General features: G+C 45.0%; 21 protein-coding genes. 5 read left to right on the top strand and 16 right to left on the bottom strand.

All coding sequences use genetic code 11. The features are described from left to right. Window positions 1–64: 64 nt before the first annotated feature. From pyk to dnaE, 7 genes are all read right to left on the bottom strand, one after another. A complete protein-coding gene (pyk, locus tag V6B33_RS11680) occupies window positions 65–1,825 on the bottom strand; it encodes a pyruvate kinase (protein WP_334217924.1) in 1,761 nt (586 codons plus the stop codon). A 34-nt stretch (window positions 1,826–1,859) separates the two neighbouring features. Next, window positions 1,860–2,819, bottom strand: a complete 960-nt coding sequence (gene pfkA, locus V6B33_RS11685) for a 6-phosphofructokinase (RefSeq protein WP_334217925.1) — start codon at window positions 2,817–2,819, stop codon at window positions 1,860–1,862. Between the two features lie 369 nt (window positions 2,820–3,188). After that, window positions 3,189–4,169 carry an acetyl-CoA carboxylase carboxyl transferase subunit alpha gene (gene accA / locus V6B33_RS11690; RefSeq protein WP_334217926.1) on the bottom strand — a complete coding sequence of 327 codons (981 nt, stop codon included), beginning with the start codon at window positions 4,167–4,169 and terminating at the stop codon, window positions 3,189–3,191. After that, on the bottom strand, window positions 4,163–5,041 hold the full coding sequence (gene accD, locus V6B33_RS11695; protein ID WP_334217927.1) for an acetyl-CoA carboxylase, carboxyltransferase subunit beta: 879 nt from the start codon (window positions 5,039–5,041) through the stop codon (window positions 4,163–4,165). The genes accA and accD overlap by 7 nt, the downstream gene beginning before the upstream one ends. A 465-nt stretch (window positions 5,042–5,506) precedes the next feature. Next, complete coding sequence (locus tag V6B33_RS11700) at window positions 5,507–6,175, bottom strand: FadR/GntR family transcriptional regulator (RefSeq protein WP_334217928.1); 669 nt, start codon at window positions 6,173–6,175, stop codon at window positions 5,507–5,509. After that, window positions 6,172–7,410: an NAD(P)-dependent malic enzyme gene (locus V6B33_RS11705; protein WP_334218005.1), complete on the bottom strand. Its 1,239-nt coding sequence runs from the start codon at window positions 7,408–7,410 to the stop codon at window positions 6,172–6,174. Before V6B33_RS11705 ends, V6B33_RS11700 begins: the two co-directional genes overlap by 4 nt. A 147-nt stretch (window positions 7,411–7,557) precedes the next feature. Further along, on the bottom strand, window positions 7,558–10,911 hold the full coding sequence (gene dnaE, locus V6B33_RS11710) for a DNA polymerase III subunit alpha (protein WP_334217929.1): 3,354 nt from the start codon (window positions 10,909–10,911) through the stop codon (window positions 7,558–7,560). Between the two features lie 149 nt (window positions 10,912–11,060). On the opposite strand from dnaE, the gene V6B33_RS11715 reads away from it, so the two are divergent. Beyond that, window positions 11,061–11,396, top strand: a complete 336-nt coding sequence (locus tag V6B33_RS11715) for a YtrH family sporulation protein (RefSeq protein WP_334217930.1) — start codon at window positions 11,061–11,063, stop codon at window positions 11,394–11,396. Beyond that, window positions 11,393–11,896: a sporulation membrane protein YtrI gene (ytrI, locus tag V6B33_RS11720; RefSeq protein ID WP_334217931.1), complete on the top strand. Its 504-nt coding sequence runs from the start codon at window positions 11,393–11,395 to the stop codon at window positions 11,894–11,896. Before V6B33_RS11715 ends, ytrI begins: the two co-directional genes overlap by 4 nt. 42 nt (window positions 11,897–11,938) lie before the next feature. Here the strand turns inward: ytrI and V6B33_RS11725 are convergent, their stop codons facing one another. Then, window positions 11,939–12,877 (bottom strand): DHH family phosphoesterase, encoded by a 939-nt coding sequence (locus tag V6B33_RS11725; protein WP_334217932.1) that lies wholly within the window; start codon window positions 12,875–12,877, stop codon window positions 11,939–11,941. A 93-nt stretch (window positions 12,878–12,970) separates the two neighbouring features. On the opposite strand from V6B33_RS11725, the gene V6B33_RS11730 reads away from it, so the two are divergent. Continuing rightward, window positions 12,971–13,276 (top strand): YtpI family protein, encoded by a 306-nt coding sequence (locus tag V6B33_RS11730; RefSeq protein WP_334217933.1) that lies wholly within the window; start codon window positions 12,971–12,973, stop codon window positions 13,274–13,276. A gap of 47 nt (window positions 13,277–13,323) precedes the next feature. On the opposite strand, the gene V6B33_RS11735 is transcribed toward V6B33_RS11730, so the two are convergent. From V6B33_RS11735 to ald, 4 genes are all read right to left on the bottom strand, one after another. Then, the gene (locus tag V6B33_RS11735; protein ID WP_334217934.1) at window positions 13,324–14,640 is read right to left on the bottom strand and encodes a CBS domain-containing protein; all 1,317 of its coding nucleotides are present in this window, start codon (window positions 14,638–14,640) and stop codon (window positions 13,324–13,326) included. Window positions 14,641–14,738: 98 nt separating this feature from the next. Then, complete coding sequence (locus V6B33_RS11740; RefSeq protein WP_334217935.1) at window positions 14,739–14,987, bottom strand: hypothetical protein; 249 nt, start codon at window positions 14,985–14,987, stop codon at window positions 14,739–14,741. 124 nt (window positions 14,988–15,111) lie between these two features. Further along, window positions 15,112–15,792 (bottom strand): metal-dependent hydrolase, encoded by a 681-nt coding sequence (locus V6B33_RS11745; protein WP_334217936.1) that lies wholly within the window; start codon window positions 15,790–15,792, stop codon window positions 15,112–15,114. A gap of 229 nt (window positions 15,793–16,021) precedes the next feature. Further along, a complete protein-coding gene (ald, locus tag V6B33_RS11750; protein WP_334217937.1) occupies window positions 16,022–17,140 on the bottom strand; it encodes an alanine dehydrogenase in 1,119 nt (372 codons plus the stop codon). A gap of 240 nt (window positions 17,141–17,380) precedes the next feature. Here ald and V6B33_RS11755 point away from each other — a divergent pair, with 240 nt between their 5' ends. Further along, the gene (locus V6B33_RS11755; protein ID WP_334217938.1) at window positions 17,381–18,724 is read left to right on the top strand and encodes a purine-cytosine permease family protein; all 1,344 of its coding nucleotides are present in this window, start codon (window positions 17,381–17,383) and stop codon (window positions 18,722–18,724) included. A 45-nt stretch (window positions 18,725–18,769) separates the two neighbouring features. On the opposite strand, the gene V6B33_RS11760 is transcribed toward V6B33_RS11755, so the two are convergent. Beyond that, window positions 18,770–18,925 carry a hypothetical protein gene (locus tag V6B33_RS11760; protein WP_334217939.1) on the bottom strand — a complete coding sequence of 52 codons (156 nt, stop codon included), beginning with the start codon at window positions 18,923–18,925 and terminating at the stop codon, window positions 18,770–18,772. Window positions 18,926–19,032: 107 nt separating this feature from the next. On the opposite strand from V6B33_RS11760, the gene V6B33_RS11765 reads away from it, so the two are divergent. After that, window positions 19,033–19,485, top strand: a complete 453-nt coding sequence (locus tag V6B33_RS11765; RefSeq protein WP_334217940.1) for a universal stress protein — start codon at window positions 19,033–19,035, stop codon at window positions 19,483–19,485. Window positions 19,486–19,650: 165 nt separating this feature from the next. On the opposite strand, the gene V6B33_RS11770 is transcribed toward V6B33_RS11765, so the two are convergent. The 3 genes from V6B33_RS11770 to V6B33_RS11780 all read right to left on the bottom strand — a co-directional run bounded on the left by V6B33_RS11770 (window position 19,651) and on the right by V6B33_RS11780 (window position 22,596). After that, window positions 19,651–20,526 carry a sulfite exporter TauE/SafE family protein gene (locus tag V6B33_RS11770; RefSeq protein ID WP_334217941.1) on the bottom strand — a complete coding sequence of 292 codons (876 nt, stop codon included), beginning with the start codon at window positions 20,524–20,526 and terminating at the stop codon, window positions 19,651–19,653. Window positions 20,527–20,639: 113 nt separating this feature from the next. Next, a complete protein-coding gene (locus V6B33_RS11775) occupies window positions 20,640–21,836 on the bottom strand; it encodes a glycosyltransferase family 4 protein (protein WP_334217942.1) in 1,197 nt (398 codons plus the stop codon). Between the two features lie 22 nt (window positions 21,837–21,858). Further along, a complete protein-coding gene (locus tag V6B33_RS11780) occupies window positions 21,859–22,596 on the bottom strand; it encodes a glycosyltransferase (protein WP_334217943.1) in 738 nt (245 codons plus the stop codon). Window positions 22,597–22,707: the final 111 nt, after the last annotated feature.

Consider the following 22,707-nt stretch of genomic DNA (forward strand, 5'->3'; position numbering starts at 1 on the left):
CTCAGCCTATCAGAGACCAAAGTAACCGGCGCCTCATGTGAGACCCCGGTTTGCTGCTTAACTGTTAAAGTACACTTGCATGGCCATTGTAGATGACTCCGCGAGTGGCATCTACCGTGATTTCCTGATCATTTTCAAACAGGGAAGTAGCATTGTCCACTCCAACTACGACTGGAATGCCTAAGTTGATTCCTACAACGGCTGCGTGGCTTGTCAGTCCGCCTTCTTCCACGATCAGCGCCGAGCATTTTTCAAGGGCAGGCATCATATCCTTGTCTGTACCGATTGTGACAAGGACTGAACCCGGCTGAACGTTTTTCACAGCTTCCTCTGCGCTGGAAGCCACTACAGCTTTCCCATAAGCAGATTTGCGTCCAATCCCCTGACCTTTGGCAACAATGTCGCCGACTACATGGATCTTCATCAGGTTAGTCGTTCCGGATTCCCCGATTGGAACACCCGCCGTGATCACGATCAGGTCCCCATGTTTCGTCATGCCTGAATTCATGCTTTCTTCCACAGCCATATCCAGCATTTCATCCGTTGTGGATACTCTGCGTCCGACTGTCGGGTAAACGCCCCATACAAGAGCCAGTCTTCTTGAGACAGATTCTGTGCCGGTGACTGCTACGATCGGTGCTTTAGGACGATATTTCGAAATCATCCGTGCGGTATGACCGCTTTCCGTCGGTGCAACGATTGCATTCACATCGAGGTTAATTGCAGTATGTGCCACCGACTGGCCGATTGCGTCTGTCATGTTATGATCGCTTTCTTTGCTGCGGGCTGAAAGGATTTCATTGAAATCCAGGGCAGTTTCCGCTCTTGATGCAATATTATGCATTGTTTGAACCGCTTCTACAGGATATGTACCTGCAGCTGTTTCGCCTGATAGCATAATAGCATCCGTCCCGTCAAAGATGGCATTGGCAACGTCACTTGCTTCCGCTCTTGTGGGTCTTGGATTGCGCTGCATGGAGTCAAGCATTTGAGTGGCAGTTATCACTGGCTTACCTTGTGAATTGCACTTCTTGATCAATTGCTTTTGTACAAGAGGTACTTCTTCTGCAGGGATTTCGACACCAAGATCACCACGTGCAACCATCAATCCGTCGGATACTTCAAGGATTTCATCGATATTATCAACGCCCTCTTGGTTTTCGATCTTAGGGATGATTTGAATGTGAGATGCATTATGTTCTTCCAATAACTGACGGATTTCGAGTACATCCGTTGCACGGCGTACGAATGAAGCTGCGATGAAATCGACTTCCTGTCCGATACCGAAAATGATATCTTTCGCATCTTTATCCGTGATTCCAGGCAGATTGACAGAAACGCCAGGTACGTTTACACCTTTTTTATTTTTCAGCATACCTGTATTGGCAACCGTAGTATGAATTTCGCCATTAGCTTTATCGATATCCGTTACTTCAAGGCCGACAAGCCCGTCATCTAAAAGAATTTTAGAACCGACGTGGACATCATCGATCAACCCTTCGTATGTCACGGAGAATTTCTCTGGTGTACCCAATACTTCTTTCATGGATACGATGACGGATGCTCCCTGCTGAAGTTCAAATCCGTCATTCTCCATGTTATTCGTACGGATTTCAGGACCTTTTGTGTCCAGCAGGATCCCTACATTTTTACCTGCTTTTGCAGCTGCTTCACGAATATTGATGATCCGTTGACCATGTTCCTCATGGTCACCATGGGAGAAGTTCAGACGGGCAACATTCATGCCCGCATCAATCAACTGAGATAATTTTTCTACACTTTCACTGGCAGGGCCAATGGTACATACAATTTTAGTTTTTCTCATTATTTTATTTACCTCCTGAATCTTTCACCAATTATTAAATAGAAAGCTCTTTTGAAAGTCGGTACATATCAAGGTCGATTTGGTGAGGCTTGGCAAGTGCTTCGATGATATCATAGTCAACCATTTCATTCTTTTCGATTCCTACAGCTCTTCCGCCTTTTCCGTTCATCAAGAGTTCAACGGCTCGCGCACCCAATCGGCTTGCCAATACACGGTCGGATGCTGTGGGCGTTCCTCCGCGCTGAATGTGGCCGAGAACAGAGACCCGTGTATCCATGCCTGTCGCTTCTGTAAAGCGGTTCGCAAATTCGTTACCGGACATGACGCCTTCTGCGACGATGATCACACTGTGCTTCTTGCCGCGTTCCTGACCTTTATTCAAACGGCTCACTATATCATTCATGTCAAACTTCTCTTCAGGAATGATGACTGTTTCAGCTCCGCCTGCCAGTCCTGCCCATAGTGCAATATCACCTGCATTACGGCCCATTACTTCAATAATGAATGTTCTTTCATGTGAAGTTGCCGTATCTCGGATTTTGTCTATCGCATCAATGACTGTGTTCAGTGCTGTATCAAAGCCGATCGTAAACTCTGTACCGGGGATGTCATTATCAATCGTACCAGGTACGCCAACACAAGGGTACCCCCATTCCGTAAGCGCTTTTGCACCTTGATAAGAACCGTCTCCGCCGATTACGACAATACCTTCGATACCGTGTTTCTCCAGTTGCTGAATCCCTTTTTGCTGGCCTTCTTTTGTCTTGAATTCTTCACAGCGCGCAGTATAGAGCATCGTCCCGCCGCGATGGATGATATCGCCCACGGAACCCAGCTCAAGTTTCTTGATGTTGCCATTGATTAAGCCGTTATAGCCCTGGTAAATACCATATACCTCAACACCATGAAAAATAGCTTTACGAACGACCGCACGAACAGCGGCGTTCATACCAGGAGAGTCACCGCCACTTGTCAGTACTCCTATTTTTTTCACTTTCATCACCTCATGAAGATAAATTTATATGTAAAAGAATAAAAAGCAAATTTGTTAATGGTTTCACATATTATCGGTTGATGTCATTTTGAAAAATTCTAATCCACCCATTTATTATAGACCATTAGACTATTGATTATTTCTAAAATAACACGAAGAGACAAGCTTCTCAACAAGTTCCCCCTTGGAAATCCAATAGACGAAATACTCTATTAACTGAAAGCGTTTCAACTGTTAAAACTTTCAAAAATATCTTTTGAACGGGACATACCCTGTCTCACTGTTGTTTACAACAAGAACCAATGAGAAGAACCTTAAACAAAAGGACTGACAAAAGGCTGGTTCCTATTTGTCAGTCCGGTCGTTTTATTAAGATTCTACCCCAATATATTCATTTAAAACAGAATAATCACCCATCGCTTTAAATTTCTCATATCGATGGTTAATCAGCTCATCTTTACTCATCGGGATTAATTCCTTAAGTGATTGTTTTAGAACGGCTTTAATCGAAGCAGCCTGTTCTTCCACATTCTTATGAGCTCCACCTGTCACTTCAGTGATGATTTCATCGATCAGACCGAGCTCTTTCAGGTCAGGAGCCGTGATTTTCATGGATTCAGCCGCTTTCCTGGCTTGAGTGGAATCTTTCCATAAAAGAGCAGCCGCTCCCTCTGGTGAGATGACAGAATAAGTGGAGTTTTCAAGCATATGGATATGATTGCCCACACCCAATGCCAGTGCTCCTCCGCTTCCACCTTCACCGATGACGATACACACTACAGGAACAGTCAAACCTGCCATCTCTACCAGATTTCTGGCGATGGCTTCGCTTTGCCCTCTTTCTTCGGCCGCTTTCCCGGGGTAAGCACCTTTTGTATCGATGAAACAAACAATCGGACGGTTAAACTTATCCGCCTGCTTCATCAGCCTGAGAGCTTTCCGGTAGCCTTCCGGATGAGGCATCCCGAAATTTCTGCGGATATTCTCCTTCGTGTCTTTACCCCGTTGATGGCCGATGACGGTCACCGGCACACCATCGAATTTCGCAATTCCCGAAACAATCGCTTCATCATCACCATATAACCGGTCGCCATGGATTTCCATGAAATCCGTAAAGAGAAAGCGGATATAATCCAGGGTTGTCGGTCGATTCGGATGTCGCGCAACCTGCACTCTTTCCCAAGGTTTCATGTTTTCATAAATATCGTTCTCAAGCTTCTGTAACCTTGCTTCCAGTTTTTCAATTTCCTTTGATAAATCTACTTCCGAATTCTGAGTGAATTCTTTAAGCTCTGCAATTTTCTTCTTTAATTCAACGACAGGCTTTTCAAATTCCATCTCATTTACCATGGCAGATCACCGTCCCACTGATGTATATCAAGTATTAGACCTATCTTTTCCTTTAGCTGCGAACGTGATATCACTTCATCAAGCTGACCATGCTTCAGAAGGAATTCCGCTGTCTGAAAGTCTTCCGGAAGATCTTCCCGAATCGTTTGTTCGATGATTCTTCTGCCGGCAAAACCGATCAGTGCGCCAGGCTCTGCAAAATTGTAATCGCCTACAGAAGCAAAGCTTGCCGATACTCCTCCAGTTGTAGGATGGGTCATGATTGAAATGAAGAGACCACCATTTTCACTGAAGCGTTTAAGAGCGACACTTGTTTTGGCCATCTGCATCAGGGACAGCACACCTTCCTGCATTCTGGCTCCGCCCGATGCAGTAAAAATGATGAACGGTACATGCCGCTTATCAGCTTCCTCAATCGCTCTCGTGATTTTCTCACCGACCACAGAACCCATGCTTCCCATTCGGAATCTGGAGTCCATGATCGCTACGACTGCGTCTACCCCGTTTACTTTGCCCGCCCCCGTGAGGACCGCTTCGTTCATCCCGGTTTTCTTCCGGTCCTTCTCCACTTTTTCAAGGTAGTCGGGAAACCCTAGCGGATTGACAGAAACGAGATCTCCATTAATTTCTTCAAATGTCCCATCATCGATAAAGCTGTCGACTCTTTCCGTCGAACTCATCCCATGATGATATCCACAGTGAACGCAGACCTTTAAGTTTTTCTGCAGTTCTTTTGTGTACATGATTTTTTTACAATCAGGACATTTGGTCATGATCCCTTCAGGAACATCCTGTTTGGCTGCTTCAGAAGGAATGGTTGCATATTTTTTCTTTTTGGGCTTATTGGATTTATTGAAAAGTTCCTTAAGCAAGGTGAAACCTCCTTAACTAATTACCGTCGCTTTTGTATTCATATTCTTTGGATGAAAGAAAGTGTATAAGTGAAATGGAAGGACCTGCTCAATACCGCTGTTGATTTCCGTGGAAGACTTCGCTTTCCGCGGGTGACCCGTGAGCCTCCTCGGCTTCGCCTGCGGGAAGAAAAGTGGAGGCGGCTCGTCCAGCCCCGACAAGCATAAGATGAATCGGCCGGGAAGGCCCTTTTTGCCTTCTTGGACAATTTAGCTTATGACCTCGAGGGGTTAGCCGCCGTTGCTGGACAGGTCTCACATTGGCCACTTCTCCCGCAGGAGTCTTCGTCTTTCACTCCAATCAACAGCTGGAATCTGTTAAAAATATGAATAACCTCTAACAGATTCATAAAAAAGTAATTGTTGATCCCCTTTCAGAAGCACCATCTGGAACAATCAGCTTGTCTACCAGTTTAACGGAAACCATTATAAAAAGATGTTGGAATTTGTCAACTCTTGATCGCCGATTTCACAGATCTGTTTATAAGCTGTTTGCACTGATTCTTTGTCTTGATTTTCTAATCCTTGTAGCAGGGTTAAAAGTTTTTCCTTTATTTCAGGGGTTATTTTCTTCTCACCGATGATTAAAGTTTCGTAATCATTCAGGACGTTCCATATTCTATGTGATAAATAGTTGTTGCTTACGAGGATGACTCCCTCAAATATTTCCCTCCAGGTAAGACTGTCATTGTCTTCGGCAACTTTAGAAATGAGTGCAGACACATCAAGATTTTGGCAGAAAATTGTACGCAGCGCCTCTTTTTCAATCATCGTTTTCGTACATTTTACATCCTGTTGTGCTTTATGATCCTGCAGAATGAACATTCCCAGCAGATCAATCAGATGGTGATCCCTGAAATCTCTCAGGAAGGTTCCTTCCCCTCTCCTGGTTTCAATCAAACCTAATAATTCAAGAGCCCTGAGTGCTTCTCTTACAGAAGAACGGCCGACGTTCAACCGTTCGGAAAGCTCTCTTTCGGAAGGGATCTTATCTCCCTGCTTCAGGCCATCCTTTGATATCATTTCTCTAAGTTGGTGAACAATTCCAACATACACTTTCGATTGTGAATGGAGGGAGTTCACTTTATTCATCATTCACTTTTCCCGATTACCGCTAAGTCTTCCGTTTTTTTACGGATTTCTTCAGGATCTATTTTTAAGCGGGCAACACCGGTTTCCATTGCCGTTTTCGCTACCGCTGCTGCAACAGCAGGGGCTACACGTTTATCAAACGGACCGGGGATGACATAGTCCGCATTCAATTCACTTTCACTGATCAACCCTGCTATCGCTTCGACGGCTGCCTGTTTCATTTTTTCATTTATATGTGTGGCACGTACATCCAATGCTCCGCGAAAAATACCAGGGAATGCAAGTACATTATTTACCTGATTCGGGAAGTCCGACCGGCCGGTTCCTACCACTTTTGCACCTGCGGCTTTTGCCAGTTCCGGCATGATTTCCGGCACAGGATTCGCCATGGCAAATATTATCGGGTCTGCTTTCATCGATGACACCATTTCTTCTGTCAGTGCACCTGCGACAGACACACCGATGAATACATCCGCATCTTTCAGCACCTCGCTGAGCCCGCCTTCAATGCGATCCCGATTCGTGAATTTCGCCACTTCATCCTTGATCGAGTTCATCCCTTGTGAACGGCCCTCATAGATCGCCCCTTTGGAATCACACATGATGATATCCCTTACACCATACCGATAAAGAAGCTTAATGATTGCGATTCCGGCAGCTCCGGCACCATTTGCCACGACTTTGATTTCTGACATTTTCTTGCCGACGATCTTCAAAGCATTCACAAGGCCCGCCACGGTAACAATTGCTGTACCATGCTGATCATCATGAAATACAGGTATGTTCGTTTCTTTCTTCAGGCGTTCTTCGATTTCGAAACAGTTCGGGGCGGCGATGTCCTCTAAATTGACTCCGCCGAATGTCGGTTCAAGAAGCTTTACCGTTTCGACGATCTTGTCCACATCCGTTGTATTCAGGCAGATTGGAAATGCATCGACACCTGCAAAGCTCTTAAACAGAACAGCTTTACCTTCCATAACGGGAAGGGATGCTTCGGGACCGATATTCCCAAGGCCCAGAACTGCAGTCCCATCCGATACGACGGCAACCATGTTGCCTTTCATCGTATAATCATAGACCGTTTCAGGTTTGTCATAGATCACTTTGCAAGGCTCTGCGACTCCAGGGGAATAGGCGAGGCTTAAATCTTCGGCATTTCTTACCTCTATCTTTGATTTTGATTCCAGTTTTCCTTTATTTACTCGATGCATATGCAAAGCTTCTTCACGCAATGACAATTTCATCCACTCCTTAATCAATAGTCCGTGCTATATTTTCGTTTTTATAGATTCATGGGTTACCATCTTAAAGAATGCAGGGTCACAGTGGTCAGACCACCTTTTTCTATTAAACAATAATATAAATGTTGGTTGAAGTAAAGGATGTTATTTTAAAACGACATTCGGTTTTCCCAAAAATTCTTCTAATTCTTTCAGCACACTGTCATTAGCGGAGATTCTATAGAAATCAGACAGTTTCATGCTTTTTTTGTCCTGCTCGATGTAGACGATCACGTCATGCGTCCCTCTGTTGCGCCGGATGATTTGCTGTATATCCTTCATGCACGTCTCTTTATCTTCTTGCAGGGGGATCTTTAAGTATAACTTCTTCTGCCGCGTTTCCACTCCCTGCTTTATTTCTTCGATGGTTTGTACTTTATTGATGATGAGCTGAAGCTTATTGTTCCGTTCTTCTGTCTTTCCATCAAACCATAACACATTGCCTTCCTTTAAGCGTGTCATAATCTGACGGTAAACTCCTGGAAAGACCACGGCTTCCATATCATCTGTTTCATCACTGATTTCCAGAAAGGCCATGACTTCCCCTTTTTTCGTCCGGATCGACCGGATCGAGGTGATATAACCCCCTATTGCCGTTTTCACACCATGCCTTGCATCTGAAATCAGCGTTGAACCATACTCTTCAAAAAGTTGACGATAGGAGGAGACCGGATGATTTGAAAGATACAGCCCAAGCACCTGTTTTTCAAAACCCAATTTCGTCTCATTCGTCATCGCTTCCACCTCTGCATATTTCGGTTTAAGCAGAAACGCCTCTTCTTCACCAAATAAATCGTGATCATCTTCGGGGTTGACGAGCTCTGCATGCTGAAGCGCGACGTCCAGACTTGCGAGGAGAGTCGCACGGTCGACATTGAATTCATCGAAGGCACCCGCAAAAACCAGATTTTCCAAAATCTTTCGGTTGATGATCTTTGACGACACCCGCATACAGAAATCAAACAAATCATCAAACGGCTTGTCATTTCTTACAGAGATGATTTCTTTGAGTGCCTGGGCACCGATTCCTTTGATCGCCCCTAAGCTGTAGCGGATCTTATCTTTCCCTTCCACTGAAAATACAAATTGACTGCTATTGACGGAAGGTGCCAGAATCTCAATATCATATTGTTTGGCTTCCCTGATATACTGTGAGATTTTCGTTTCATTTCCGACAACCGAAGTGAGAAGCGCAGATAAAAAATAGGCAGGATGATTGGCCTTTAAGTACGCAAGTTGATAAGCAATCATACTGTATGCAACCGCATGGGACCTGTTGAAACCGTAATCAGCAAACCGGACGATGAGATCATAGATGCCATTGGCCACATCACCGGTGTAGCCTTTTTGAATGGACCCCTTTACAAAATGCTCTCTTTCTTGATCGAGCACATCCTTCTTCTTTTTTGAAACCGCCCGTCTTAACAAATCTGCTTCCCCTAGGGAGAATCCTGCCATTTTCGAAGCGATCTGCATGATCTGCTCTTGATAGACGATGACTCCGTATGTCATTTCAAGGATCGGCCTTAAATCCGGATGGGGAAATTCTACGTTTTCCTTACCGTGTTTTCTATTGATATAGGTCGGGATATTTTCCATCGGTCCCGGTCTGTACAGGGCATTGACGGCTACGATATCTTCAAAAGAAGAAGGCTTCAGTTTCGTCAAAACATTGCGCATCCCCTCGGATTCCAGCTGAAATATGCCATTGGTCTGCCCGTTGCTCAGCAGCTCGAAGGTCTTTCGGTCATGTGACGGAATGCTTTCCAGGGAAAAGCGTTTATCCCTTCCTCTTCTAATGTTTTTTACAATCCTCTCTAAAATGCTTAAGTTCCGGAGGCCGAGAAAGTCCATCTTCAACAAGCCTATTTCTTCAAGGATATCCATCGAATACTGGGTAAGGTGAATCCCGGAAGCACTTCCCTGTATCGGGATCCACTGTACTAAGGGATCTTCGCTGATCACCACACCGGCAGCATGTGTGGAAGTATGTCTCGGAAGTCCTTCCAGCTTAAGTGCCGTATCGAACAGGCGTTTATACAAGTCATTATTCTCTATGAATTCCCGCAGTTCTTTTGACTTGCCGAAAGCCTCTTTCAATGTGATGCCCAGTTGATTCGGAACGAGCCTGGACAGCTGCTCCTGCTCTTTCATATTCAAGCCGAAGACCCTTCCCGTATCCCTCAGTGCCGCCTTGGCTGCAAATGTACCGAATGTGATGATTTGAGCGACATGAAGAGAACCATATTTCCCTTCCACATACTGAATCACTTCATCCCTGCGGTGATCGGGAAAGTCGATGTCAATATCCGGCATTGAAACCCGTTCCGGATTAAGAAAACGCTCAAATAATAGATGATGCTTGATCGGATCTACATCAGTGATACTGAGGGCATAGGAAACGAGAGACCCCGCTGCAGACCCCCTCCCCGGCCCCGTAAGGATATCTCTTTCCCTTGCAAACTTCATAAAGTCCCAGACGATAAGGAAATAGTCACTGAAGCCCATCTTACCGATGACTTCGAGTTCATAATCCAGCCGTTCCAGATACTCGGGGGTTACTTCTTCAAGCTTTTCATTTAACCCTTTTTCACATAGATGGGTCAGTTCTTGCTGAGCACCTGCTCCTTCAGGCAGAGGATACTTCGGCAGGAGCTGTTGATGAAATGGGATCCGGACAGTACACTCTTCCGCAATCCTCAAGGTGTTCTCAAGCTCTTCCACCTCTTCCGCAAAAAGCTCGACCATTTCCTCCTTCGACTTGAAATAGTACTCCTGTGTTTCCAATATGTCCCGGTCATCTTCCGAAAGCTTGACTCCATCCCGGATCGCATTCATGCATTCATGTGCAAAATGATCTTCCTGGTTTAAATAGTGAACGTTATTTGCCGCGACCATTTTTGTACCGGTTTCCAAAGCTGTTTTTTTCAGGAGAGGGTTGAATGCTTCCTCGGTTTTCAAACCGTGTTTTTGCAGACTTATATAAAATGAATCACGTCCAAACATCTGTTGATACGTATGGATGGCTTCCTTCGCTTTAACCACTTCATCATTTAATAGCCGGGTTTCAATTTCCCCCAGGGGACCGGGAGTGATGGCAATCAAGCCCTCACTGTAGGAATTAAGCCACTTCAAGGGAATTCCGTTCGAGGATTTAGCACCGATTGCACTCGATATCTTCAATAGATTCTGATATCCCCTGTTGTTCCTGCTTAATAACACCAAAGGAAAGGAGCGTTCATCGCTGACCGCGACATCAGCCGTCAAACCGATGATCGGCTTGATTCCTTCGTTCATACACGCCTTATAAAAAGGTATGGCAGCATACATCATATTTCTATCCGTTAACGCCAAAGCTTTATAGCCGAGCGATTTAGCTTTATGTACAAGTCCATTTATGGAGATTGTGCTGGAAAGTAAACTATAAGCGCTTGCTACCTGCAAATGAACAAACGACATATTATGCACACCCTTTAAGTTTCAATATACCTTCATTATAGGTAAGAAAACCAAAAAAAGAAAATATGTTCTCCCTCATATCCCGTCATCGAAACCCATATAGTTATCGTAAGAGAAGAATTGGACAGACTTGAGATGGAGATGATGAAATGGCTGAAGCCTTTTTTCCTGAGTTGATCAAAAGTTTCTTTATCGCACTGGGGGTTTTACTGGGGGGTTCATTATTGGGCGGATTCGCTGCATTCGCGATGGGACAGCCGTTGTTCATTGAAATGTGGCGTCTTTCAAATTTTTTGCGGATATGGGCGATCATCGCTGCAATCGGAGGTACGTTTGATACAGTATACAGTTTTGAAAAAGGGTTCTTAAACGGAGAAACAAAAGAAGTCTTCAAACAATTTTTATTAATTCTTTCTGCTTTGGGAGGAGCCAATACCGGTGCCATGATTATTTCGTGGCTCACCCAGGAGCATATCTCATCATGAGGATCCCTCCATTTTACAAACTTCCTTCCTGGCAGCGTTTTTTTGCAGGCATGGTCGTAGGAGGCATCGTCAGCTGGATGATCTTTATCTATATGTTCGGGGTGATGCACGAAAATCAAACCAAGCTGATTGAAGAGCAGAAAAATGAAATCAGTAAATATAAAAATACCCTCACCTACTTGCAGGAAGAGTACAAACAGCTCAATGAAAAAAATGAAGACCAACTGACCATCCAGGAAGTGAAGATAAAGATATCGAACCCCACCAAAACAAAAGTGGAACTGCTGAGCATCCATGAAACCGAGGACAGGCTGAGCGGAGATCTCAGGAGTCTGATCAATAAAGACCTTGAATCCGTGTATGGAAATCGTGATCTTATCAAAAAAATCATTGAAAATAAAACCGTGGAGCTGAATGAGAAAAGCTTCACCTTTAAAGTTCGGGAGATGTATTTCTGGACGACCACGCAGATTACACTGGAACTCGAGTATGAAGACTAAAGAAAAGCTCCCATAAAAAAATGGGAGCTTTCAACTTTAAACTTAGTAATCCCTGCAAACCTCTCGCAGGTCCCGCAGTACTTCCTCCTTCTCTTCCCAGGAATAAATCGAAGCGCCTGCCGCAAGCGGGTGGCCGCCGCCGTTGTATTTCTTGGCGATCGTGTTGATGACTGGCCCTTTCGAACGGAGGCGCACCCGAATCTGATCTTCTTCTTCAATAAAGAAAACCCATGCTTTGATTCCTTTAACATTACCTAAAGTACTTACCAGCAGGGATGCCTCCGAAGGGACCACTCCATACTGTTCGAGAATCTCCCTGGACATGATCATCTGACCGCACCCATCTTCATCCATGACAAAGTTTTGGAGAACATAACCGTGAAGTTTCAACACGGATGGATCGACCTCATACATCTTATTGAAAAGTTCGTTTCTATCAAAATCAAAACGGATCAATTCCCCGGCGATATCAAATGTTTTCTGCGTGGTGCTCGGATAAAGGAATCTTCCCGTGTCACCGACGATACCGGCAAACAGAAGGCGGGCAGCACTTTCCGGAAGAACCAGTCCTTTGTCCTTACCGAATTGATAGAATTCATAGATCATCTCACTGACTGAACTGGCAGTCGTATCGATCCATAAATGATCACCATATGCATCTTCATTTGGATGGTGATCGATCTTGACAAGCTTATCTCCCAGTTTGTAGCGCCTGTCACATATCCGTTCTTCGTTGGCCGTGTCACATACGATGATCAACGCACCTTCAAACACCTCATCTTGGATGGAATCAAGTCGGTTCAGATAGTGAAGCGTTACTTCCTCAAGGCCTGCCGCATATATATTTTTATCCGGAAAAGAAGCTTTCAACATTTCGGCAAGTCCTCCCTGTGAACCGTATGCATCGGGATCGGGACGGACGTGTCTATGGATGATGATCGTTTCATATTGTTTGATTAATTGCAGTATCTCTTCTTTCATAAGGATCTCCTTCTTCACGAAATTTTCATTTGGCAATCTGTTCTCTTACCTGTAAAATAGTAGCGAGAAAGCCAGCACTGGAGGACAATGAATATGTATTTTCTCGCATTTTTTATTACACTAGCTTTTACCTTCTATATTTTCTATAAAGTTAAGCAAGTCAGAAGCAACCGGCCTATGGAGAAAAAATGGCTGTCTGCAAAGGCAAGCATGGCTCTCGGCTTGTTCGTTGCTTTATTCGGCGTCAATCAGCTCGTGTTATTCCCTGGTACCGTAACGTATTTCGTTGGTGCCCTGTTCATATTGATCGGTATCGGCAGCTGTTGGGCAGGCTACAAGCTGTACAAGCATGTGCTCCCTTATGCGGAACGTGAAGCAAAGGAACTGAACGGCAACTAGAAACGCCTGGAAGACTGGGATATCCATCTCAGTCTTTTTTTCTTATTCTAGTGTCTGTCGATCAATTGACAGATCATAAGCGATTTACCGACAAGGACCCCTTCACTGTATACTTCAACATCCACCTTACCGAACTTTCTTCCGACATCAAGGACCTTCGGGTGAATATCGAGCATGCTTTCCATCTGCACCGGCTTGATGAAATAGATGGTCATATTCTCGACAACGAGATCGCCTTTTTTATACGGCTTCAACACCCGGTTGGCTGCTTCTGTCATCAGAGTGGTGAAGACCCCGTAGGACATGGTGCCGAGTCCGGTCGTCATTTGAGGGGTGACAGCGAAATGATAGATTTCCTTGTCTCCTTTTTTCTCGCCTGCTTCGACCCCGTTGCTGATCAAGTCATCGATCGTTTCTCCGACCTGCGGCTGTCTTTGAATCATTTGAAGTGCCTTCAGGACATCCTGCCGTGAAATGATCCCCTTCAGCTTGTTCTGTTCATTCACTACCGGGAGTACTTCAATCCCTTCCCAAATCATCATATGGGCGGCTGAAGCAACACTTGTCTTCGCACTGACCGTGATCGGCTGCCTGGTCATGATTTTATCGATTCCGATATGCTTTTCCTGGCCCATGACATCTTTGGACGTCACCATCCCGTGAACTTTCAGATTCTGATCGACTACCGGAAATCGGCTGTGAAAGGTATACTGGTTTTTTTCATACCAGTCTTCAAGTGTGTCGTTTACATGTAAATAAGCAGTGTTGTCCACTTTCGTCAGAATATCTTCCACGAGGACGATTTCTTTTTTAATGAGCTGATCATAAATCGCCCGGTTGATCATCGCCGCAACGGTAAAGGTATCATAGGAGGTGGAGATGATAGGCAGCTCAAGCTCATCCGCAAGTTTTTTCACATGATCGTCAGCGTCGAATCCGCCGGTGATCAGGACGGCCGCTCCTGCTCTCAATGCATGCTCATGGGCTTTGGTTCGATTTCCGACGATCAGCAGGTTTCCTGCTTCGGTATAACGCATCATCGCTTCGAGCTTCATTGCACCGATGACAAATTTATTGAGCATCTTATGAAGACCCGTTCTTCCGCCCAGGACTTGTCCATCAATGATGTTTACCACTTCTGCATAGGTCAGCTTTTCGATGTTTTCTTTTTTCTTCTGTTCGATCCGGATTGTTCCGACACGTTCGATCGTGCTGACATAGCCTTTTATTTCTGCATCCTTAATCGCCCGGTAAGCTGTTCCTTCACTGACGCTCAGTGCTTTTGCGATTTGGCGGACGGATATTTTTTCTCCGACAGGGAGGGAGTCTATGTATTCTAAAATTTGTTCATGTTTGGTTGCCAAGCTTTTCACCCTTCTTTTATACGTCCTGCTTCATAGATTCATTATAATGTGAAAAGCTTGGGGTTTCAATTTTATCAGGGTGCACAGCCGCTCCTTACCTAATTACCAAAAGAACGGAGCCTCTTTTTCGGGGGCGTAACAGACTTCGCTTTGGCTCTTTTGACCCCTTTGGACGGGCTATATAGAAGTCCAGCAAGGTTGCCTGCGATGACGAATGTTGCGAGTACGATCCAGGCGGTTGCGAATGCACCTTCCAGCCCGCCGGCTTCGATTGATAATCGCGGGGCTGCATAGTACAGTAAGGCACCTGTCAGTAACAGACAAAGGATATAGCGTTGTTTCTTCATGTGATTCCTCCTCTCCGGGCTTGTATCATATATATGCGGAGAAGGACGGGATATTGTGTAAAAACTGAAAAAAGAGAGTGACGCATAGGTCACAACCGCTTCTATACGTCACTCTCCTCCGTGTTTAGTATTCGATTGTGTCGCCTGCATTCATGATCTGTCCCGTACAGCCATCCAGCATCTCGATGAATTTATGCGGATCCTGCTTGATCGGCGGGAACGTATTATAGTGAATCGGAACGACCTTCTCCGGTTTCAGGAATCTGGCTGCTTCTGCTGCGTCTTCAGGTCCCATCGTGAAATTATCCCCTATCGGCAGGAATGCCAGGTCTATCGGATGACGTTCGCCGATCAGTTTCATATCCGAGAATAACCCTGTATCCCCGGCATGATAGATCGTTTTTCCTTCAATGAATAATAGAAGTCCTGCAGGCATCCCCATATAGACGATTTCATTTCCATCAGTCATGAGTCCCGAGCCGTGGAAAGCCTGAGTCATCTTTACTTTCCCGAAATCAAACTCGAATGCACCTCCGATATGCATCGGATGGGTTTTGACAAGCTTCCAGCTGAGATATGTCGCCAGTTCGTGATTGGCGATCACGAGTGAATCATTTTTCTTGGCAAGTTCGACCGTATCCCCCACATGATCATTATGACCGTGTGTCAAGATGATTACATCAGGTTTCTCATCCTCAACCTTAAGGTCTGTCAGTTCGTTTCCATTAATGAACGGGTCGATCAAGATCGTCTTTCCTTTTGTTTCAATTTTCACTACCGAATGTCCGTGGTATGAAATCTTCATCGTATCTCCTCCTGCTTAGTATCTTTAATGATCTATAGTTTGATATACCCTGTTTTTTGCTTGTTTAAAAGTTAAAAAGAAATGCGGAGGGGATTTGCTCAGAGGCGGGTGGCATAAGGCGTTCTTTGCCTTCTTGGCCGGTTTGACTTATGACATGTGCCTCTAAGCTCCGCAGCTGGACTGAAACAAAAGCCGGCCCCAGAGTTTTGTCTGCAGCCGGCTTGGTGTATTAAAGTTGTTCAAGTTGTGTTCTTGTATCTGAGTAATCAAGTCCGTGCGCCTCGGCAACAGCTTGATACGTTACGTATCCGTTCAGTGTATTGATTCCTTTCAGAAGCGCTTCATTATCGAGGCAAGCTTTCTTGTAGCCTTTGGTCGCAATCTGGATTGCATACGGAACGGTTACATTCGTCAAGGCAATCGTCGATGTGCGCGGAACGGCACCAGGCATATTAGCAACTGCATAGTGTACGACGCCATGTTTTTCGTAAGTCGGATCATCATGAGTCGTGATGCGGTCAGTCGTTTCGAAAATACCGCCCTGGTCGATCGCAATATCAACTACCACCGATCCCTGAGTCATCGACTTGATCATCTCTTCTGTTACAAGCTTAGGTGCTTTAGCTCCAGGGATAAGGACTGCCCCGATAACCAAGTCTGCTTCTTTCACAGCTTGTTCAATATTAAGTGGATTTGACATCATTGTAGTGACATCACTCCCAAAGATATCATCAAGCTGACGTAAGCGGTCAGGGTTCAAGTCAAGGATTGTTACGTTTGCCCCTAAACCTACTGCCATTTTTGCTGCATTCGTTCCTGCTACCCCGCCTCCGATGATTGTCACTTTACTGCGGCGTACACCAGGGACTCCCGATAGAAGAACTCCTTTTCCTCCATGGATCTTTTCAAGGAATTGAGCACCGATTTGAGTCGCCATGCGTCCGGCCACTTCACTCATAGGAGTCAGCAGTGGAAGTGCACGGTTCATTTCAACTGTTTCGTAAGCAATTGCTACGACTTTATTGTCGATAAGAGCCTTTGTAAGTTCCGGCTCAGGAGCAAGATGTAAATATGTAAATAAAATCAGCCCGTCGCGGAAATAAGTATATTCGCTAGGCAGAGGTTCTTTCACCTTCATGACCATGTCCATGGACCATGCTTCTGATGCAGAACCTGCGATATGTCCACCTGCAGCCGTATAATCTTCATCTGTGAATCCTGAACCGAGCCCTGCCCCAGACTCAATATAAACTTCATGTCCGAATTGAACGAGATTCACGACCCCTGCAGGAGTCATCGCTACACGGTTTTCATTGTTTTTAATCTCCATTGGCACACCAATACGCATTTATGCCTACCTCCTAAAATCCACTATTGCTCATTCCTGAGCATCACTTCATAAATATAACACTATTTTTATATTATAGCTAAGAGAATTTCGCTTCTCTGTAAGCACTTACATTTTAACAAATTTATAAGTAAATATCTCTCTTTTCATGTAAAATTATTAATGTTTATTTCTTCGCTTTTTTGCAAAAATTCTTTAAAATAGAAAGAGCGGAAAATCACCGGTCAAAAGGAGACTGCCATGGGTAAACAACCAATGATTGAACGGCTGGGTCTGGAGCAGGTCCCGGCAGAGCAAAAGACCACTTCGTGGAAGGAATATTTCATCATTCAACTCGCCTTTTCAGTCAATGCGGGCAACTTCCTGATTCCCGCTTTGGCGGTGATCGAGGGCGGGCTTTCTTTTGCAGCGGCGTTCATATGTACAGTATTAGGGTCAATGGCAGCGTTTCTTTATGTGTCCTTCCTGTCTCTCCCGGGTTCGAGATACGGACTGCCCGCACAATATGTACTCCGGACCCTGCTTGGCACTAAGCTTTCCATGCATATCGCTTCCCCCGTCCGGTCACTGACGTCACTTTACTGGTTCAGCGTTCAGACAATCGGCGGGACGTATGTCCTTTTGTCGATGGTAAAAAAACTGACGGAGGTATCCCTCCCGTTTATCCCGGTTGCAGCCGGCCTTGCACTCTTCATGACACTGCTCGCTTTAGTCGGATTCCATGCAGTGAAAAAAGCAGTCAAGTACTTCATTCCAGTCCTTGTCCTCGGACAATTGACCATCCTTTATTTATTCGTGACAAACATGCCGGCACCGGATGTTTCCTCTTTGATCACCGGGGGGAAAAAGGATGCCGGTGCAGCTGAATTCTTTTTTTATTCAAGTCTGATCTTCGTCCAATATGTCTCCGGGGTCAGTGCATCATCCGATATTACACGCTACAGCAAAAGCGGAGCTCACGGATTCTGGGGGCTGTACGGCGGAAATGTCGCCGGATTCATGATGACTGCATTATTAGGAGGACTCAGTGCCAGCTTATTCGGTGAATTGAATCCATTTGTGATGGCAAGTGAGCTTACTTCTTCTCTTATTCTTCTGCTTATCATTTGTGCATGCGCAATGGTGTCCATGATATCAATCAACCTCAGCAATGCGTATACAGGCGGCTACAGCCTGCTGAATGCTTTACCCGGTATGACCCGGGTTCAAAGTGCTGCAGTCTTTGGGGCAGCTGGAATCCTGCTAAGCTGTATCCCTTCCCTTGTTCTTCATGCAGAGGGCTACATTTCAATCCTTGGCATATTGATCATACCGATTTCGGCTATTGTGACAGCCGATTATCTGTTTGTGAAAAAAGGGCGGCTGACCGATAAATCCCTGCTCGAACTTTTGAATGGGACTGCTGCCTATAACAAAGAAGCATTATGGGTGCTTCCCGCCGGAATGGCTGCATACATATTAATTCCTGAGGACTGCTCGCCGGGATTTCTGTCCTTCATTTTGACATCATTAGTATATATGCTAACGAAGCACTTCCGGCGTACGAAACAACAAATCCCTCCACTTGAAAACAAGCCCGGATAGGAAAAGGCTGATCCTCTAATAGAATTGGATCAGCCTTTCTAGTGATTACTGTTGGTTTTCACCGTGGTCTTCATACGTGTTGTAGTGTCCATTTTCAGTATCAATGACACCGCTCGTATAAGAATTCATAATTTGCTGACTTACTTGTTCACTGCCCTGCTCATCGTATTGGAACTGTTCCTTCGGATCTCTTTTCTTCATTGTAAATCCCCCTGTTTGACTATTTTATTCAACATTATTATTCGATGATTAGTCATAAGCTATAAGTGGAAAAATGTAGTATGATGAATATAAGGAGGGGATAACAAATGAGTTTAAAGTATCAGAACATATTGGTAGCCGTCGATGGATCAAGAGAAGCTGAATGGGCATTCAAAAAAGCGATCGCCATCGCAAAGCGGAATGATGCAACACTTTCACTGATTCATGTCATTGATACCCGTTCTTTTGCCGCGATTGAATCGTATGACCGTACTGTTGGAGAAAGAGCGATCCGTTATGCGGAAGAACTTCTTGAGGAGTACAAAGAAACAGCGGCCAAAGCAGGGGTGACAAAGGTAAAAACGTATGTTGAATATGGCTCTCCCAAAGTGATCATCCCCAGAGAAGCGAATAAGAATATCGGAGCAGACCTGATCATCTGCGGTGCAACAGGCTTGAATGCCGTTGAACGTTTTCTGATCGGAAGTGTATCCGAACATATCACACGTGCTGCACATTGTGATGTGCTTGTTGTACGGACTGAAGAAACTGAAGAGTAGTATGTACTGTGACTGTTACATGGATTATTTTTTCCGGATTGGTTAGAAAAAGGTTCACAAAAAATATGGCAGTAAACTCACAGTAAGCTCGGGGATTCGAGCTTACTGTTTTACCTTCTTTCATCTACTAACGAATGCTTCTCTATCCGGGCAATACCCAGCGAATCACTTCCTCCCTTTTTTAATACTGTAAATGATCCCGATCAACCACGCAAAAATGACAAAGACATATCCATAAGTCGCCACAAGGGGATTGACTCCACTCGCTTTAAATAGTGTGTTCAGATTGGTGAGAACGATAAATCCCCCTACTAAAACCCCCAGAAGATATCCGGGCATCTTTCTGACCAGCCAGGCAGCAAGCGGTGCAGCAAAAACACCGCCAATGACAAAAGCAATGACCCAAAACCAATTAAATTGTTCCCATCCTAGGAATAAAACAAATCCCAATGTAGCTGCAATCGTGATGACAAATTCGCTCGTATCCACAGTGCCGATCACTTCTCTTGGATTGGCCTGTTTGACTGACAATAATACCGGAGTATTAATCGGCCCCCATCCTCCGCCTCCAATGGCATCAAAGAAACCCGCAGCAGCCCCTAGCGGGAACAATAGTCGCTTCTTCGTCAATAAGGATGGCTTTCCGTGAGAGGTTTCCGTTATAGAATCAGGAGAATGGAAGAAGAGGAAGCGGATAAAGATATACAATCCGAGGATCAGTAAAAACGTGGAAATGTATGGCCTGATCATATCTCCAGGAATACTGCTTAAGAATGCGGCTCCAAGAAATGCGCTGATAGCACCCGGTATCACCAGCAGGAGAGCCATCCGTTTGTTTACATTCCCGAATTTAAAATGTGAAATACCTGATGCAGCAGTTGTCGCGATCTCTGACATATGAATGGAAGCGGATGCGACTGCGGGAGCCACTCCATAAGCAAGCAATAAAGAGGATGATGTTAATCCGAATGCCATTCCTAATGAACCGTCTATGAGTTGCGCAAAAAAACCAACCAGTGCAAAGATAATCAATTTTCTCATGATGTAGTGTCACAGCCTTTAATCTATATTTTTTCATCAGGTTTTGAATGGACGGGGAGACAGCAGGTTTCCAGAAAGATGCCTTCACTTTAAAAATCACACACTCTTTTCATTTAAGCTCTGCTGTAAAATTCAAGCGTTTTGGCAGCCATTCCATCCAGCGACCAATGTTCTTTTGCCCAAACCTGGGATTGTTGTCCCATCACAACGCGTAAGGGATCTCTTTCAAGGAGTTCCTTCATTTTGAGGCTCAACGCCCTGCTGTTGCCTGCAGGAACAATGAATCCGTTATAACCTTGACGGACCATTTCAGGAAGGCCGGCTGCATTACTGACAATTACGGGAAGTCCGGCGAATTGGGCCTCGACGACGGAAAGCGGCTGAGTATCCTGCAGACTTGGAAGCACAAGGAAATCCGCCATTGCAAGAATCGGTTCCATGGAAGTTTGTACTCCAAGGAATTTGACTGAATTCTGAAGGCCATACGCAGCAGTCATTTTCTTTAATGCCGCTTCCATATCGCCTCCCCCGGCAATCCAGCATACCCAATCTTTCCTTTCTTTTTTAAGGAGCTTCAGGGCTTCGATCAGAACGGTGACCCCCTTTAAGTGAATCAGCCTTCCGGAAAATAAAATGACTTTTTCATGTGCTCCTTTTTGAATCGGCTTTCCATGCTGAGTATTCTCAATTCCAAGAGGAAATGAAATGACTTTCTGCGGATGAATCGAAAAATTTTTCAGGATTTCCCCTTTCATCCAAATCGATTGTGTATGAATCAGCCGGCTTGATGTATAGCCATGTCTTTCATTGTATTTGTAATAATAGTACTCAAAACTGTTGTATACGGTCTGATCTGTCCAATTGGGATGGAGGGATTTAAGGACGTAATAGATTTCTTTCGTGAGGCACCCATGTGCACTCGTGACAAGGGGGGGGATGACGTTTATCATTTCACCAATGGTCCTCGCCGCCGTCACATCCTGTGCATGAATGATATCGTAACCTCCCAGCCCGTATTCCTGCAGCGTCAATTCGAAGTTGAGGCGGTATGTTTCAGCTTGGAGGACAAGGGGATGAGAGGTGCATTCCGGATAGGTTGCCAGTATTCTCTTGTGTATTGCCGGCCGCTGCTGCTCAAGGGTGATCCCTCTGTCACGGTCAATGATGCGATAGCCGGATAAATCCGGCCTCTGACCGAAAATGTCGACCGTATGCCCCATTTCATTCAATTTCTTTCTCAAATTGGCGACCACAGCCCACAGCCCTCCTGCATAAGGAAGGGGATAATACGAAACGAGTAATATTCTCATAAACTTGATCCTTTCATTATGATTAAAACGTAATGGCCTTCAGGTAAGCTCCGTGCTGATGGAGATAGTGCCTCATTCTGCGGTTGTAGTGATGCCGGACGAAGAATATTTCCCTTTTGATCTGAGCAGGGTTCTGACTCGTCCCCGATTGACCGTGAGTCCGGTATTTTAGCAGAACCTCATCAAGATAGAACAACTGGAATCCGTTTAATAACAACCGGTACCACATTTCATAATCCTGGGTGAACTTGAGATTCGCACTGAAATACCCCACTTTACTGAACACTTCTCTATGAAGCATGACAGAGCATCCGTTTACAGGGTTTTGATTTAGAAACGAACGGTTTACTTCCCACGCATTATGAAATCTCCTGCCGTTGAATGGAAGGACCACTTCATTGGCTTCATTCACGAAGTCATAGTTATGGAAGCTTGCTTTCGCGCGATGGTTCATCATAAAGTGAAGCTGCATTTCAATCTTTCCAGGAAGAAAATAGTCATCCGAACTTAACCAGGAGATATACTCGCCTTTCGCCCTCCTTATCCCTTCATTCAAGGCTGTGGCTGTGCCGCCGTTCACTTTTCTGATATAAATAATTCTGTTCCTGAAAGGCTGGATTCTTTCCACTTCCCTTGTAGAACCATCATCCACCACAATGATTTCGATATTGTGATAGGTTTGTTTAAGGGCACTGTTGATCGCCTGAGCTATGAATGTGCAATTATAGAAAGGGATGATGATCGATACTGTTGGCTTCATGTTTTACTCTCCTTGTGCTGGCTTGGACAAGACGTGAATACTATAGACTATTCATGTCCTGTCCGCGATGATTAGACGGATGAGCCATTTTTTCCATAGAAAAAAGCCTGG

Origin of the sequence: Mangrovibacillus sp. Mu-81 (genome assembly GCF_036867415.1) — a bacterium.
In the GTDB taxonomy this organism is placed as follows: Bacteria; Bacillota; Bacilli; order Bacillales; family Bacillaceae_B; genus Rossellomorea.